This is a genomic window from Acinetobacter sp., from assembly GCF_049284435.1.
In the GTDB taxonomy this organism is placed as follows: Bacteria; Pseudomonadota; Gammaproteobacteria; order Pseudomonadales; family Moraxellaceae; genus Acinetobacter.
The window spans coordinates 1-15,547 of record NZ_JBAPXX010000029.1 but is presented as its reverse complement, the minus strand read 5'-3'; the positions used below and the strand labels follow the sequence as shown (position 1 = coordinate 15,547).

Below are 15,547 nucleotides of genomic sequence, written 5' to 3'. Positions count from 1 at the left end.
GAATTATCATCTATTTATTGATGCAGCTATTATTCGGCAGAATGTAAAAAAAAGCCTTAGCTTTTAAGTAACTAAGGCATTTATTTTATGAGATTTTTAGTTAAAAAATGAGTTAAACCTTTGAAAGAATTTGACCTGCCTGGATCAAGGTTTGTTCTTTTTTTGCAAAGCAGAACCTGAGCAGACGTAAATCTGCAGGGGGATGCTGGTAGAACGCGGAGACTGGAATCGCGACAATCCCATGTTGTTCTGCCAGAAAATGACACATGGACAAATCATCGAGCTCAGGCCGAATCTCTGAATAATCTAAGTTCTGGAAATAAGTTCCTTGAGAAGGTGTCCACTTAAAGCGTGACATTTCAATGGATGAGTTAAATAAATCTCGTTTGTTTTGATAGAAAGAGGACAGTTCAGGTATATGCTCAGGATGCAGTTGCATATATTCCGCCAAGGCAACCTGAACGGGCGTCACACCGCAGAAACTGGCAAACTGATAAATCTGTCTGAACATTTTCATGAGTGCCGGTGCAGCAATACAAAATCCGGTTTTCCAGCCAGTGACATGGAAGGTTTTACCAAAAGAACCAATCACAAAACTACGCTCACGAAGTTCTGGAAATGACCAGGCCGAATAGTGCTGAATGCCATCAAAAACCAGATGTTCATAGACTTCATCGGACAGCACCACAATATTGCGCTCGCGAATCAGCTCGATCAGTTGTTGCCAGTCTGCCTTGGACCAGACACTCCCACTCGGATTATGTGGAGTATTCACGACAATCATGCGGGTACGGTCATTAATGGCATCTTTGACCTGATTCCAGTCCACAGAAAAATCAGGCTGCTGCAAAGCAATATGCACTGGCTTTGCCCCGACCAGTTGTACCGCAGGTCCATAACTGTCGTAGCTTGGATCGAAAATAATCACTTCTTCCCCGGCGCGCACCGTGGCTTGAATGGCACAAAAAATCGCAATCGTGGCTCCAGGGGTAATCGTGATTTCCTCGACAGGATCAATAATCAGTTGATCACGCTGTTGATAGAGATCTGCCACCAGACTTCGCAAGACTGGCAGACCATCTCCGGGAGCATACTGGTTAAATCCGTTCTGGCTAGCCCGGTTTAAAGCTTCAATCAAGGCAGGAGGCGCTGTAAAATCCGGAAATCCTTGAGAAAGATTCAAAGCTCCCAGTTTTTGTGCCAAGGCAGACATGGTACTAAAAATAGTCACGCCCAAATCAGGTAATTTAGAAGGGAGTTCCAGCATGTCCTTGGCCTTGAAGAATGAGATTTGACTTAGTGTAGCAGCAAGTTTCGCACGGGATAATCAGAAAAATAGGGAATAATGAGTACTATTTTTAATTAAAATGTACCACATGCGATTTAAGATTTTTAATTGAAGGGCCATAAATTAAAGGCCTAATTATGTGAAATGCATCGTGAACTGGACGAAATGGATAACTTTTCCTAAAATCTGCCGCACAATAATAAAGCTTAAAATTATAACTATAAAATGCCAAAACCTATCCATATGCTGCTGGAGCAGCTCGGGCTTAAGCTAAAGCATCGTGCGCTACATTTACAGTTTTCACATCCTCCTTTAAATCATCAGGTTTTGATTCAGCGGATTGAGGGTCAGCATCAGATCAATCAAGGCCTGCAGGCTGAATTGATCTGTCTTTCCACTCATGCTCATATTGCCTTGAAACAGTTTATCGGCTGTCGGGTGGCCATTGACCAGGTCACAGACCGGGGTGAACTTTTCCGGACTACGGGCATTATTACTGCAGCCAGCCAAGGACAGAATGATGGAGCTTTGACCCTGTATAAACTGACGCTGAATGACGCGACTGTGCTCTGGCAGAAGCGCCGTAACAGTCGGGTTTTTATGAACAAGACGGTGCGCGAGATCAGCGAAATCCTGTTCAGTGAATGGCAAAACAGAAGTGCATTATTCGCGGCCAGTCTCAGCCTGGATTTGACAGGACTCAGCCGGGACTATGATGTCCGGCCTTTTGTAATGCAATCTAATGAATCGGATTATGATTTTCTGACCCGTTTATGGCGTAGCGAAGGAATTAACTGGCTGATCGATGAAAAGCAATTGACTGTGCCTGTATCAGCCAGCGAGATTCAGGCTCAGCTTTTAAAACTGGTAGATCATTCCCAATATTTTTCAGCTTTAAAACGCCGTTCTATCCGGTTTCATCGCACTCATGCCACCGAACAGCTGGATACGCTGACCAGTCTGATCGCGGTACGTCAGCTCAATCCGAATAGTACCCAGACCCAGCGCTGGCACGCCCAGCAACTTGCTCAGGATCAAAGCCAGCCTTTATTCAGTACTCATCAGCAAAGTGATATTCATGCAAATGCCACGCTGAATCTTGAAGATGCGTGGAGCATTAGTCCGGCCTGGACCGGCGACTTAAATCATGAGGATCAGGTAACAGCATCTGGTATAGCGCAACTGGATCGACTCAATCAGCAGCTCAATGATTATCATGCTTTGCAGTCCAAATATTTTAAAGCCAGCAGCAGCGTCCGTGATGCTCAGGTCGGATACTGGTTTGAACTGCAACAGCATCCTGAAATTGATCAGCATCCTGCCCATGAACGTGAATTTCTGATTTTAGCTAAGCGGTTTTATAACCAGAATAATTTACCCAAAGATATCTTATCTCAGTTGGATAATTTGCTTGAAAAGAGCGGTTGGCAGATGTCACAGGAGGAACGACAAGCCAATGAACTACAGATCGTGCGCCGTGAAATCCCGGTTGTTCCTGAGTATCAGCCTTTCATTCATCGGCCTGCTGCATATCCGCAACGGGCTCGAGTGGTCGGACCTGAGGGTGAAAGTATTTATGTCGATGCATGGGGAAGGGTGAAAGTTTGTTTTCTGTTTACCCGGAGTGAGGATCATCAGCATGATGGGGGTGCCGGCAGCAATGACAATGATAGCGATTCTGCCTGGGTGGATGTATTGACCCCTTGGGCCGGTGAGGGCTATGGGGTCAGGTTGCATCCACGAATTGGCGAAATTGTAGTGATTGACTTCTTTGAAGGTGATATCGACCGGCCCTTTGTGGTGGGGCGGATTCATGAAGCAGAGCGCCGTCCGACCATGTTTGATGCGAAGGGAGAACTACCTGCGACCAAAAAACTTAGCGGTATCCGTTCTCAGGAGGTCGATGGTGATGGCTTTAACCAGTTGCGTTTCGATGATACCCCTGAACAGATTAGTGTGCAGCTGCAAAGTAGTCATGCAGCCAGCCAGCTCAATCTGGGAAATTTAAGTCATCCCAAAGAAAGTGAAAGTAGTGAAGGTCGAGGTGAAGGTTTTGAGCTAAGGACAGACCAGTGCGGTGCCATACGTGCAGGAAAAGGCTTGCTGATTTCCACTTATCGGCAAGATTCAGCAACTGGCAATCACCTAGAGGCTGACCCAGCCAAAGAACAGCTTGAATCGAATCTCAATCATAGTAAAGCCTTGAGTGATATGGCAGAAAAACAGCAGGCTGATCCATTGGAGTTTTTTGATAGTTTAAAACAGTTTCTGAATCAGATTGAAGCTGAAGATCAAGCCAAGGCTGCCGCATTTAAACAGGCGGTGATGCTGTTAACCGCACCCCAATCGATTGCACTGAGCACAAATGAAAATATCCATTTATCCGCTGATCAGCAAATCAATCAGAGTGCCGGAGACAATATTCATTTTTCCACACAGAAGTCTTTAGTTGCTCATGCACAGGACCGGATCAGTTTGTTCGCTGCTCAAGAGGGCGCAAGTGTCTATGCCGCTAAAGGCAAAATTGAAATACAAGCCCAAGATGATGCAATTGAAGCGATTGCCCGCAAGGTAATCAAGCTTATTTCGACTGAAGACAAGATCGAAATCACCAGTCCGAAGGAGATTGTACTGACCGCTGGAGGGTCTCAAATTAAAATCAATGGTGGCGGAGTGGTGGTCACAACTGGCGGGAAGTTTGAATGTAAGGCAGGGCAGCATAGTTTTATGGGAGGGGCTAAAGTCTCTTATGAAATACCTGAGCTTCCGAATAATGCTTTATATAGCAATAGGCTGGATATTTATGATCTATTTTGGCAGTCCGATTTCAGTTCAATAAATTATAAAGCTTTTGTTCCTGATACTAATTCGTATATTTCAGGTCAGCTTGATACGCATGGTCGTACTGGAAAAATTACTACAGCTGATCCCTCTAAAGTAGAAATTTTGGTGGGGTTCAATGATGAATGGGGATTAAGTGTCCAAGGTTATGATGTTGATGACCTGATTGAGCAGAATAATAAATAGGATATAAAAATGACAAATAAGTCTTTAGCAACCATACAAATTCTAGATTTGTTAGGCAATCCAATTCCTAAAGTTCAATATGAAGTCAAAAATAGTAAGACAGGTCAACATGTAGTAAAGGGTTCTACCAATTCCAAGGGGTGCCTTTATGAAATTCAAAGAGACAAAGGAACGGTTTTAGATATATATGTCAAAAGCCTTTTGGGTGGAGGTATGAAAAAAGTTCAGACCTTCATAATGGCAAAAGACCGTATGCTGGTTACGGTTATAAGTCCTAAAATTCTCTTGGATTTAAAAACAGTAGAAAATAATGGAAATAAAGGAAATTATAAACGTAAAACACATACGGTTATAAAGGGTGAAACTTTATCATCAATTGCGACGCAGCATCATACAACGGTTCGGGTGCTAGAGAGACTGAATGAGATAAAGGATCCTAATAAAATCAGTATCGGGCAAGTGATTAAACTGCCACTCAACACGCCTGCAACAGGAAATAATACAAGTATTGATAGAAAGCCAAACCCTCAAAAAAACGCTTCTCAAAATAATAAGTCTCAATCAGCAGAGAAAAGTAAAAAAGAGACTAAACAGGCTGATAAAGGAATTGTGAATACAGTTGAAGAGTATGAGAAGAAAGCATTAGAGCAGCTTAATGAATGGTATGAAGAAGGTAAGAAAGCTTTATCGGATGCAATAAAAATTGATATGAAAGAGGATCGCAGTCAGGATGGCGGAACACCGAAAACTGATACTTCCAATTTATGTAAAACTAATCCTCAATGTATATCTCAAGGCAAAAGTGAACTTATTAGAGAGGTTAATATCAGGCTAGCAGGCTTTGGTGGCGCATTACCTACAGATGAATTTACTCCTTTAACAGCGGAATGTATAAAACAATTTCAACGGGATTATATGGGGGTTCCTGAAACTGGAAAAATATGCGGAATTTTTTTAGCAGCTTTAGATAAGTTTTATTATGAATATCCAATTGCAAATTTTATGACTAAAGCTAGTTGTCCCTGTGGTCAGTGTTCAGGTTATGGTAATAATAGAAGAGGTATTAAATCTGGTTTGAATACTGCTAATGAATATCCAGGATTACATAGATCTTTAATATGGATCTTAAAAGCATTAAATTTTTATTTGAAAAATGAATTTAAATATAAAGGTCTTGAAGTGGCTTATATTGAGTCTGGGTATAGATGCATTAATGATAATAAGAATAAAGGAAGAACCACATTAAACCACATGGGTTTGGCTTTGGATCTACATATTAATGAAAATGGTGTTAGAACTAAGGCTATAGAAAATATGGAATTTATTAGAAAAAGTATTTTTATTTCAAAAATGGGAGCCTCTGAGCAAAGATTAGAAAATAAAATATATTTAGAGCCTAAGAAATTCAAAGATGGTTTAGAGGGTGCAACTACATGGGTACATTTTGATGTCACAAGATTTTCAAAGATATATAAAGAAGATATTTATTTTAAAATAAAAGTATCTGAATTAAATGGAGATTTATTTAAAAATATTATATTAAAAATAAAAAAAGAATATTTATTTGGCTGTTCTGGTATCACTGGATTTATTGAAAAACCCTCTTTTGAAGAATCAATTGATAAACTTATGCTTTCAGAACAAGATATAATTGACATTATGAAAGTTACTGAAACTGAAGTAATTAAATTTAAGACTGAAAAATATTTCTATGAACAAGCAGCCGGAGTTGTAGATACGATTTTAAATAGAGTAAAGTCTGGTGTATGGGGTAATTCAGTAAGAAGTGTAGTGAATGCACATAGGCAATTCTCAAAAATTACAGGTCCACAAAATTTAAAACCTTATGGTTCAGTACAAAAAATGCCAATTTCTTTAATTAGTACAAGAGTTAGAAATTTTGTTAATTTTTATTTAATAGATAGAGAAGCAGGAAGAAAATCTATAATAGGCGGACACTTAAATTATGCTAATAAATATTATTCTGATGAATACAATCGAAAAAAATGGGTAAATAATTTTCATGATCAGGCAGAAAAAGATGGATTAATCTTTGGTAATGGTAAAGCTATTCATGCACATGGTACAGTAGAAGAACTGAGAAAATATATTCCAAAACCATTTAAAATTATTTTACCTGAAAATTTTAAAGGAATTTAGAGAAATGAATAAGTGTTTAAATGTATTATTAATGATTTCTATATTAATTTTTTCAAATATTACTTATGCTGAAAAAAATTATTAAATTGTAATTTAATTAATGTTAATGAAAGCCTTCAGTGTGTTTTAAAAGAAAACAAAAATATTTTATATCAATTGGATAGTTTAAATAATAAGAAGAAAGATGACTATAAAAACTGGAGAGATAGAATTAAAAATAACTGTGAAAATAAGATTAGATATTCTATGGGGGAAGGAGCAGCTTTAGAAAAAGAACAATGTTTAAGAGATGAATATATTATAAGAATAAAAAATATTTCTGGAAATTTTCATAAGAATAATAATATTGAAAAAAATGATGATGGATTTCCTGTTACGTCTCTTCCATATAACTCAGATGATCATTTAAAATGTATTTTAGAAAATAATAAAAATAGTTGTAGTAAGGTTAAATTAATTAATATTATAGAATTATCCAAAGTTTATAACTTTTTAGATGATAGTTTTGGTGCGTCTGTGGTATTGCCTAAATCAAATAATGGATTATTGATAATAGTTTCACCATTTTCCGAAGAAAGTGGTGAAAAATTTATTAACTTGGCTTTAGTAAATAATCTAGGCGTAGTGAAAAATATTACTTTAAATGCTTCAAAAAATATTATTATTAATAATAATCATGAGGTGTTTTTTTACAAGGAAAATAATAAGTCTAAAATTTTATTAAAATAAAGAAAATATTTATTAAGTTTATATTTATTGAGTGTGAAATTTTTAGATTTTAAAAAAAAGCCGACTTACGCCGGCTTTTTTATTCTTACCCTTCCAAAACCTCTTCCAGCAACTCCTCACTCGGCGCAAAGTAATACGCACCATCCAGAGGTGTTACGAAATGCAGTAGACGGTCATGAATCCCATCGCCAGAGGTACCGAACATACGTTCTAACATAGCATCAATAATTTTCAGGTCTTTGGTGTAGGCAATAAAGAATAGACCCTGGTCACCACGTCCATCACCATAAGGCAGAGAATGACGCAGGATTTCCATTTCTTCACCTTCTTCATCTTCGACTACAGTACGTGCTACGTGCGCATTTTCAGGTTTGACTTCATCATCCAATTCAATAGATTCAAGCTTGGTGCGACCCATAACCTGTTCCTGAGTATCAACTTTCAGTTTTTTCCATTTTTCTAGGTTATGTGCATAACGCTGGGCAAAAATAAATGAACCATCTTGGAAAATACCAGCATTTTCACCTAATAATGCGACTTCAGCACGATCATCCGGGAATTGCGGATTTTCGGTTCCATCAATAAAGCCAGTAATATCACGCCCATCAAAATATCGGAAGCAAACCCGCTCATCCAGTACTTGAACCTGGTCCTGAACGCCTTCAAAAAAAGCCTGACTGAGCGCAAAGCAGATATCAGCACGGGCACTGGCAATATGAATGATCATATCTGCTGGAACCACAGGCATTTCAAATGAACCCTGAATAGGTGCAAGCTGTTTAAATCCTGCAGGACTTTGTGAATAAAGTCTTGACCAAAGCTCAGGACCGAAAGCCACTGCCGTTTTAATTTGTGCTTGAGGATGTTGCGTAATCAGACGATCACGAGAAGTAAAAAGATGTTCGAGTTGTTCTTTTAATTTTTCAATACTCAAATCTTTAAGACGTAAAACAATAAAGCGAGCATGATCTGAAGGGAGTGGCAAGATTACCGATTGGGCTGTCATTCATGGCTCCTGTAAGGATAGATCCTGTTTTTTAATGTACATATTGTGCCTGAAGCTATGCAGAGTGAATAGTGCAGTGCCTTATATTTAAGGCAAGTTTTTGGCCTGATTTTATTAGAAAATTCATATAATATTGGGTAAGTTTTGCTGAGTTAAATATCCATGTCCTATCAAATGTGGTTTGCCTATATGTTGGCCTGCTGGGTCATTAGTGTCTCCCCGGGCGCGGGTGCAATTGCTTCCATGTCGAGTGGTCTGAATTATGGTTTTCGGCATGGTTACTGGAATGCGCTGGGTCTGCAACTGGCATTACTGGTGCAGATTGCAGTGGTTGCGGCAGGTGTGGGAGTTTTGTTTGCGACAACCCCATGGGCATTTTTAGTGGTGAAATGGTTTGGTGTTGGCTACCTGTTATATTTGGCAGTTTTACAATGGAAAGCACCCGCACAATCCATCGAGATTAAACACGAATTGGCACATAAATCGGCAGGGAAACTGGTATTGCATGGTTTTCTGGTCAATATGAGTAATCCTAAAGCCATCGTATTTTTACTGGCCGTCTTGCCGCAATTTCTGGATTTGTCCAAACCACAATGGATTCAGTATTTGATTATGGCTGCGACAATGGTGACGATTGATCTGATTGTGATGGCGGGTTATACCGGATTGGCTGCTAAAGTTTTAAGGCTACTAAAATCACCGAAACAACAAAAAGTCATGAACAGGACTTTTGCCGGTTTATTTGCCGGCGCTGCATTTTTATTGAGTTTGGTACATCAATAAAGAGTGTTTGCTCTCTCCTTAAAGGAGAGAAGGGGAATAGATCATTAGAAAATCATAATGATTTAAAAGAAAGATTAAGTCAGCTTTTTAAACTTCTGCACACAGAAGATCAGTGCAAACAGCACTGCCATGGTCAGGACAATGGTTAAACCAGTCGAAGTATTGAGACCTGCACTTGACCATAGGCCTACAGTCACCCCAATTTGCGCAATCACGAATGCCCAGATCACCATTTGTTTTGGTGAATGTGCAAGTAATCGTGCAGTCAGAGCAGGGATCACCAGTAATGCCCCCATCAAGAGTGAACCGACTGCTTTTAGGGCGAGCACGGTAAAGAGCGCCAATAACAACATAAAGATTAGGCGTTGCCATTTGGCATTGACACCTTCACTCACCGCCATGTCCGGATCAATTGCGATTTGAATCTGCGCTTGCCAACTCTTATCGAGGACGGCTAAGGCCAAAATAATCACGATAGCAAAGGTGGGTAAGTCCGTCCAAGAAATCGTCAGTAGATCACCAAATAGATAGCTGAGAAGTTCCGGTCTTAAACTCGGTAAATGCTGAATGAACAATAGACCTGAGCAAAGCAGTGTCGCTGAACACAGCGCTAGCAAGGCATCATTGGGCAGACGCGGATCATGCAGCACCCACAAAATCCCTACCAATAATAAGGCAATAAAAGTTACACCCATCCACAACGGTAAACTTAAAGCCCCTGCAATCGCAACACCGAGTAAAGTCCCGTGTGCCATGGTATCGGCAAAAAATGACATACGCCGCCAGAGCATGAGACAGCCCAATGGGGCGGTCAGAAATACCAATAGCGTACCCATGATCCATGCAGGTAAAAGGAGTTGTAACCAATCCATCATGGTTTAAGCTTCCGGCTCGGGGTGGATATGAGGACGTGAGTCATGCTGACAGGGTGTGGCAGAATCGCCATGCGCGCAATGATCATGATGATGTTGATAGAACACGCGATTGGTGCCAAAAATTGCCTGATATTCTGGATGTTGCTGCACGCTTTCTGGCAGCCCGCTACAACAGATATGTTTGTTTAAGCAGACCACACGAGTCGTACCTTGCATCACCCATTGCAGGTCATGTGAAACCATCAGTACTGCACAGCCATATTTTTCCGGCAAGTTGCGCACATATTCATACAGCTCAGCTTCGGACTGAATGTCCAGACCTTGCATCGGTTCATCCAGGACTAAAATGTCCGGCTGGCGTAATAAGGCGCGGGCTAATAGCACCCGCTGACGTTCGCCGCCAGACAACTGCTGAACTTTAGAGTCTTGAAGTTTGCTAATGCCGGTATCGCGAATAATTTCGGTTTTAATCTGGGACGGGCACTTTTCTAGTGCCAACAGATCTTTAACCCGTAGCGGCAAGCTATGTGAGGGATTGAATTTTTGTGGCACATAGGAAAATTTCAGCTTGCGCGCCATCTTGATTTCACCAGATTTTGGCTTCACGATTCCGAGCATCACCTTAATAAGGGTAGATTTGCCAGCACCATTGGGACCAATCAGTGTGACAATTTCTTTCTCTTGTAACGAGAAATCAATGGCTTTTAAGATATCGCGCTCATCGATTTTGACCCAGATCTTGGAGAGCTGAATCAGGGGAGAGGCACTTAAGCTTTGTTGCGGCACTGCTGACAAATTCCTGAAATTTCGATAATACTGTGATGTGCCGTGAAGTCGTCCGAGCTTGCCAGTGCATCGAGTTGGTCGAGCAGGCCCTGAGCCGATGCTTCTTTCACGGCTTTACATTCGGTACAGATTAAAAAAGCGGCCTGATGACCTTCACGCGGATGGCAACAGGGAATATAGGCATTGATCGAGGTCAGGCGATGAATCAGCCCTTTGCTTAATAAAAAATCCAGAGTGCGATACACCGTTGGTGGGGCTGCAGGACGATCACTGGCATTTTTCATTTGTGCCAGCAGATCATAGGCACCCATCGGGCCATGCGCATTCAGAATGAGTTCCAGCACTTCTTTACGTAAAGGTGTAAGGCGTGCGCCGCTTGCTGCACAAAGACTTTCCGCTTCAGCAAGACGTTGTGCGACATTTAGATGGTCGTGCACGCCGTGCAATGCGTTGTGGTGTTCGTGCGAACAGGAACCCATAGTTCACCTCAAGTGCGAAACTGAAAATTAATAGATTTCAAATCTTAACATGAAGCGTTCTGAGTTTCGATTGGGCATAGGTATTTTTGTATTTTTGTTATATTATAACACTTCCTGATTTTATCGTTTTTAAGTGATTTCTACTCATGTTCCGTCTCCTTGCAATCAGTCTGCTGGCATTGTTCAGCACACTCAGTTGGTCACAAAGTCTGGTGGTGTCTACTCAGCCGATCTATCTGATTGCCAAGAAAATTACCCAGGGTGTGGAACAGCCAACTTTATTGCTGGCCAACCAAAGTGGACATGATGTGAGTCTTACCCCGGCGCATCGAAAAACTATTCAGGATGCAGGCCTGGTCATCTGGCTCGGCAAGGCGCATGAAGCACCATTGGCCAAAGTGTTAAATGAGAGTAATAAAGGTATCGCACTTTTAGACTCAGGAATTTTGACTACCTTGCCGATGCGTAATCCGCGTGGCGAGGCCTTAAAAAATAGCGTTGACACGCATGTCTGGCTTGATCCGAATAATGCAGTGCGGATTGGTTTCTTTATTGCGGCGCTACGTTCGCAGCAACTGCCAGAGCATCGTGAACGCTACTGGAAAAATGCCCGTGATTTTGCACAAAACATGTTTGCTACAGCTCAGCGTTATAGTTCAGGCAACAAAGCCAAACCCTACTGGTCTTATCACGATGCCTATCAATATTTAGAGCGGCCACTCAATTTGAAATTTATGGGTGCGCTGACCGATGATCCACATGTTTCGCCAACCGTAGCCCAAATCAAGTTTTTGCAGGATCATCGTCCACAGCGCAAAATGTGTCTGCTGGCCGAAGGTCATACCAGTGAAAACCAGTACCGCAAACTCAATCCGGTACTGTTCCAGCATGTCGATGAAAGCATGAGCGGGGCAGGGGACTTTGTGCAGGCTTGGCAACAATTGGCCGCCGAAACCCAGAAATGTGTACTAAATGCACGCTAATGATTTAAAAAATAGACAGATTTTGATTAGTTTAACAGCAGTGGCCCGATTTAAAAAAACACGACTAAGGTCGGGAAAAGATTGCATGTTCAGGGGTGTAACTCTATAATGCCTGCGATTAAAAATAATCACCTGTTAAACTTGTCAAGCATGATTGCTGTGAGTGAATAAATAATGAGCCGAACTAGTCGCTTGATTGACCGACGATTAGCGAAAGCTTTGGTCCTCCTGCAAGCCTGTATGATCCCTGTTTCAGCCTTGATCGGCTGGGTCGTGAAAGACTCAACCGCAGCCTTGAGTGCAGCATTAGGTGCACTGGTATGTTGGCTCGCGACTTGTTATTTTTCGTGGCAATCGTTTCGAGCAGCAGGAGCCCGCGCGTCTAAACAAGTTCTTTCGAACATGTATAAAGGCTTGATGGGAAAGTTTGCCATTGTGATTGTTGGTTTCATTTTAATTTTAAGCAATGTTAAACCGTTGTCAGCGGTGGCGTTGTTTTGTGGTTTTATACTTGTTCAAGCCATGTCGTGGGTCGCTCCGTTTTGGGCGTCACGTCTACAAAAATGAGTATAAGCACAACAAGAAATTGAAAAGTTTTTCAGGAGCAGGCGAGATATCAAGCAGCACGCGATATTCGTTTGTTCTATTAGTTTTTTGACATTGACCAGGTGTGATTTATGGCTGCTGAAGAACATGCCCTTACTTCGACCGAGTATATCAAGCATCACTTGACCAACATGACCTATGGCAAAATGCCGGACGGTACGTGGAAATTGGCCGAGAGCGGTGCTGAAGCTCAACAGATGGGGTTCACTGCTATTCACTTGGATTCAATGGGTTGGTCTATCGGACTGGGTCTGATTTTCTGTTTGTTGTTCTGGTTGGTTGCGAAAGCGGCTAATGCTGGTGTTCCTACCAAGTTCCAGTCTGCAATTGAAATGATTATCGAGTTTGTAGATTCAAGTGTACGTGATACCTTCCACGGGAAGTCTCGATTAATTGCACCCTTGGCATTAACCATTTTCGTGTGGATTTTCCTCATGAACTTGATGGATTTGATCCCTGTTGACTTTATTCCTTATGTAGCTCAACACGCGATTGCTTCTATGCTGGGTGTAGACCCTCATCAGGTTTACTTTAAAATTGTTCCGACTACAGATCCAAACATTACCCTCGGTATGTCTATTTCTGTATTCTTCTTAATTATTTTCTATAGTATTCGTGAGAAAGGTGTTGGCGGCTTCGTTGGTGAGTTAGCACTGAACCCATTTAACCCAAGTAATCCAGTTGCTAAAGTGCTTTTAATTCCATTCAACTTATTGTTGGAATTGACTACTTTCTTGGCGCGACCAGTTTCATTGGCTCTACGACTGTTCGGTAACATGTATGCGGGTGAGTTAATCTTCATTCTTATCGCGTTATTACCGTTCTGGATCCAGTGGGCGTTGTCTGTGCCTTGGGCGATTTTCCACATTTTGATTATTACGCTACAAGCATTCATTTTCATGATGTTGACTATCGTGTACATGAGTATGGCAAGCGAAAAGCATTAATGGTATTGCCTGACTATCACCGGATGGTTGGGCACACAATTTTTTAACTTAATTTGGTATAAAACCTAACCTCTGAGGAATTATCATGGAACTCACTTTAGGTCTAGTTGCAATTGCATCTGCTATCTTGATCGCTTTCGGTGCTTTAGGTACTGCGATTGGTTTTGGTCTTCTAGGCGGCCGTTTCCTTGAAGCTGTAGCTCGTCAACCAGAATTGGCTCCACAACTTCAAACTCGTATGTTCTTAATCGCGGGTCTTCTTGATGCTGTGCCTATGATCGGTGTTGGTATTGGCTTGTTCTTCATCTTCGCTAATCCATTTGTAGGTTAATCAGCTTAATTCCGAAATTCACTATTTGAGGAATTTGCAATGAATATCAACCTCACATTGTTTGGCCAAGCGATTGCGTTTGCGATTTTTGTCGCATTCTGTATGAAGTTTGTATGGCCACCACTAATCAATGCGATTAGTGAACGTCAGCGTCGTATCGCTGATGGCTTAAATGCTGCTGAAAAAGCGAAGGCTGACCTTGCAGATGCGCAAGCACAAGTGAAAGCTGAGTTAGATGCGGCAAAAGCACAAGCGGCTCAATTGATTGAACAAGCGAACCGTCGTGGTGCACAATTGATCGAAGAAGCGCGTACTCAAGCAGCTGCTGAAGGTGAGCGTATTCGTCAACAGGCTAAAGAAGCTGTTGATACCGAAATCAATTCTGCTCGCGAAGAATTACGTCAACAAGTGGCTGCTCTTGCAGTGACTGGTGCTGAGAAAATTCTTAGCCAGCAAGTTGATGCAGAAGCTCACAATGCCATGCTGACTCAGCTGGCTGCTAAACTTTAAGAGAGGCGGATTATGGCTGAACTCTTGACGTTGGCACGCCCTTACGCAAAAGCAGCATTTGCTTACGCTTCTGAGCAGGGTGCAACTGACTCTTGGTCAACTGCACTTGAATTGCTCAGTGCTGCGGTGCAAGACGAAGCATTTTCAGCTTATCTAAATCGCCCAGAGCTTACACCTGCTGAGCAGGTGTCTCTTTTTGCTAAAGTTTTAGGTGAAGACCAAACTGCAGCAGTGTCTAACTTCTTGACATTGCTTGCTGAAAACAACCGTTTGGAACTTCTTCCTGAAATTGCTGCAGAATATGAACAGCTCAAATCACAGAATAACAATACTGTGGATGTTGTGATTGAATCAGCATTCCCATTGACTTCTGTCCAAGAACAATTGCTTGCGGATGCGTTGAAAAAACGCTTTAACGCAGCAGTGAATGTTTCTGTGGAAGTGAAACCAGAGCTTATTGCTGGTGTAGTTATTCGTGCAGGCGATCAAGTGATAGATGATTCTGCGCTTAATAAGCTTGAAAAAATGCGTACTCGTCTTCTTGCTTAATAAATAAGAAGACTGAACTTTAAAAAGATTGAGGTATAGCGCAATGCAACAACTGAATCCATCCGAGATCAGTGCGCTCATTAAACAGCGTATCGGCGATCTGGACACCAGCGCAACCGCTAAGAACGAAGGAACCATTGTTATGGTTTCCGACGGTATTGTGCGTATTCACGGCTTAGCTGACGCTATGTACGGTGAAATGATCGAATTCGACGGCGGCCTTTACGGTATGGCACTGAACCTAGAACAGGATTCAGTGGGCGTCGTTGTTTTAGGTAACTACTTAAGCCTTCAAGAAGGTCAAAAAGCGCGTTGCACAGGTCGTGTATTAGAAGTTCCGGTTGGTCCAGAACTTTTAGGACGTGTAGTAGATGCTTTGGGTAACCCGATTGATGGTAAAGGCCCTATTGATGCAAAATTAACTGATGCTGTTGAAAAAGTAGCACCAGGCGTAATTTGGCGTCAATCAGTGGATCAACCTGTACAAA

Annotated in this window: 15 protein-coding genes and 1 pseudogene; 11 read left to right on the top strand and 5 right to left on the bottom strand. The window is 41.7% G+C overall.

Annotated features, from left to right (window positions below):
* Positions 1–112 precede the first annotated feature (112 nt).
* Positions 113–1,267 carry a methionine aminotransferase gene (locus tag WAK81_RS02315; protein ID WP_422195520.1) on the bottom strand — a complete coding sequence of 385 codons (1,155 nt, stop codon included), beginning with the start codon at positions 1,265–1,267 and terminating at the stop codon, positions 113–115.
* A 246-nt stretch (positions 1,268–1,513) separates the two neighbouring features.
* Here WAK81_RS02315 and WAK81_RS02310 point away from each other — a divergent pair, with 246 nt between their 5' ends.
* From WAK81_RS02310 to WAK81_RS02300, 3 genes are all read left to right on the top strand, one after another.
* Positions 1,514–4,315, top strand: a complete 2,802-nt coding sequence (locus WAK81_RS02310; protein ID WP_422195519.1) for a type VI secretion system Vgr family protein — start codon at positions 1,514–1,516, stop codon at positions 4,313–4,315.
* A gap of 9 nt (positions 4,316–4,324) precedes the next feature.
* The gene (locus WAK81_RS02305) at positions 4,325–6,475 is read left to right on the top strand and encodes a LysM peptidoglycan-binding domain-containing protein (RefSeq protein WP_422195518.1); all 2,151 of its coding nucleotides are present in this window, start codon (positions 4,325–4,327) and stop codon (positions 6,473–6,475) included.
* A gap of 156 nt (positions 6,476–6,631) precedes the next feature.
* Positions 6,632–7,204 (top strand): hypothetical protein, encoded by a 573-nt coding sequence (locus WAK81_RS02300; protein WP_422195517.1) that lies wholly within the window; start codon positions 6,632–6,634, stop codon positions 7,202–7,204.
* 85 nt (positions 7,205–7,289) lie between these two features.
* Here WAK81_RS02300 and WAK81_RS02295 read toward each other — a convergent pair whose 3' ends face one another.
* Positions 7,290–8,210 (bottom strand): Dyp-type peroxidase, encoded by a 921-nt coding sequence (locus WAK81_RS02295; RefSeq protein ID WP_422195516.1) that lies wholly within the window; start codon positions 8,208–8,210, stop codon positions 7,290–7,292.
* Between the two features lie 162 nt (positions 8,211–8,372).
* Between WAK81_RS02295 and WAK81_RS02290 the strand changes: the two genes are divergently transcribed.
* Positions 8,373–8,993, top strand: a complete 621-nt coding sequence (locus WAK81_RS02290) for a LysE family transporter (protein ID WP_422195515.1) — start codon at positions 8,373–8,375, stop codon at positions 8,991–8,993.
* A 74-nt stretch (positions 8,994–9,067) separates the two neighbouring features.
* Here WAK81_RS02290 and znuB read toward each other — a convergent pair whose 3' ends face one another.
* Genes znuB through WAK81_RS02275 form a run of 3 tightly spaced genes read right to left on the bottom strand, consistent with a single transcriptional unit; the run spans position 9,068 to position 11,133 of the window.
* Positions 9,068–9,868 (bottom strand): zinc ABC transporter permease subunit ZnuB, encoded by an 801-nt coding sequence (gene znuB, locus WAK81_RS02285; protein WP_422195514.1) that lies wholly within the window; start codon positions 9,866–9,868, stop codon positions 9,068–9,070.
* A gap of 3 nt (positions 9,869–9,871) precedes the next feature.
* A complete protein-coding gene (gene znuC / locus WAK81_RS02280) occupies positions 9,872–10,663 on the bottom strand; it encodes a zinc ABC transporter ATP-binding protein ZnuC (RefSeq protein ID WP_422195513.1) in 792 nt (263 codons plus the stop codon).
* Positions 10,636–11,133, bottom strand: coding sequence for a transcriptional repressor (locus WAK81_RS02275; RefSeq protein WP_422195512.1), 498 nt, complete (start codon positions 11,131–11,133; stop codon positions 10,636–10,638). Before WAK81_RS02275 ends, znuC begins: the two co-directional genes overlap by 28 nt.
* A gap of 146 nt (positions 11,134–11,279) precedes the next feature.
* Between WAK81_RS02275 and WAK81_RS02270 the strand changes: the two genes are divergently transcribed.
* The 7 genes and pseudogenes from WAK81_RS02270 to WAK81_RS02240 all read left to right on the top strand — a co-directional run.
* Positions 11,280–12,116 (top strand): metal ABC transporter solute-binding protein, Zn/Mn family, encoded by an 837-nt coding sequence (locus tag WAK81_RS02270; RefSeq protein ID WP_422195511.1) that lies wholly within the window; start codon positions 11,280–11,282, stop codon positions 12,114–12,116.
* A 174-nt stretch (positions 12,117–12,290) separates the two neighbouring features.
* Complete coding sequence (locus WAK81_RS02265; RefSeq protein WP_004280982.1) at positions 12,291–12,683, top strand: ATP synthase subunit I; 393 nt, start codon at positions 12,291–12,293, stop codon at positions 12,681–12,683.
* Between the two features lie 110 nt (positions 12,684–12,793).
* A complete protein-coding gene (gene atpB / locus WAK81_RS02260) occupies positions 12,794–13,669 on the top strand; it encodes a F0F1 ATP synthase subunit A (protein WP_004644859.1) in 876 nt (291 codons plus the stop codon).
* 85 nt (positions 13,670–13,754) lie between these two features.
* Complete coding sequence (atpE, locus tag WAK81_RS02255) at positions 13,755–14,000, top strand: F0F1 ATP synthase subunit C (protein ID WP_000424060.1); 246 nt, start codon at positions 13,755–13,757, stop codon at positions 13,998–14,000.
* A gap of 39 nt (positions 14,001–14,039) precedes the next feature.
* Positions 14,040–14,510, top strand: coding sequence for a F0F1 ATP synthase subunit B (locus WAK81_RS02250; protein WP_005094550.1), 471 nt, complete (start codon positions 14,040–14,042; stop codon positions 14,508–14,510).
* Between the two features lie 12 nt (positions 14,511–14,522).
* Positions 14,523–15,059 carry a F0F1 ATP synthase subunit delta gene (locus WAK81_RS02245; protein WP_005094549.1) on the top strand — a complete coding sequence of 179 codons (537 nt, stop codon included), beginning with the start codon at positions 14,523–14,525 and terminating at the stop codon, positions 15,057–15,059.
* 43 nt (positions 15,060–15,102) lie between these two features.
* Positions 15,103–15,547: pseudogene (locus WAK81_RS02240) on the top strand (F0F1 ATP synthase subunit alpha); the annotation flags it as partial.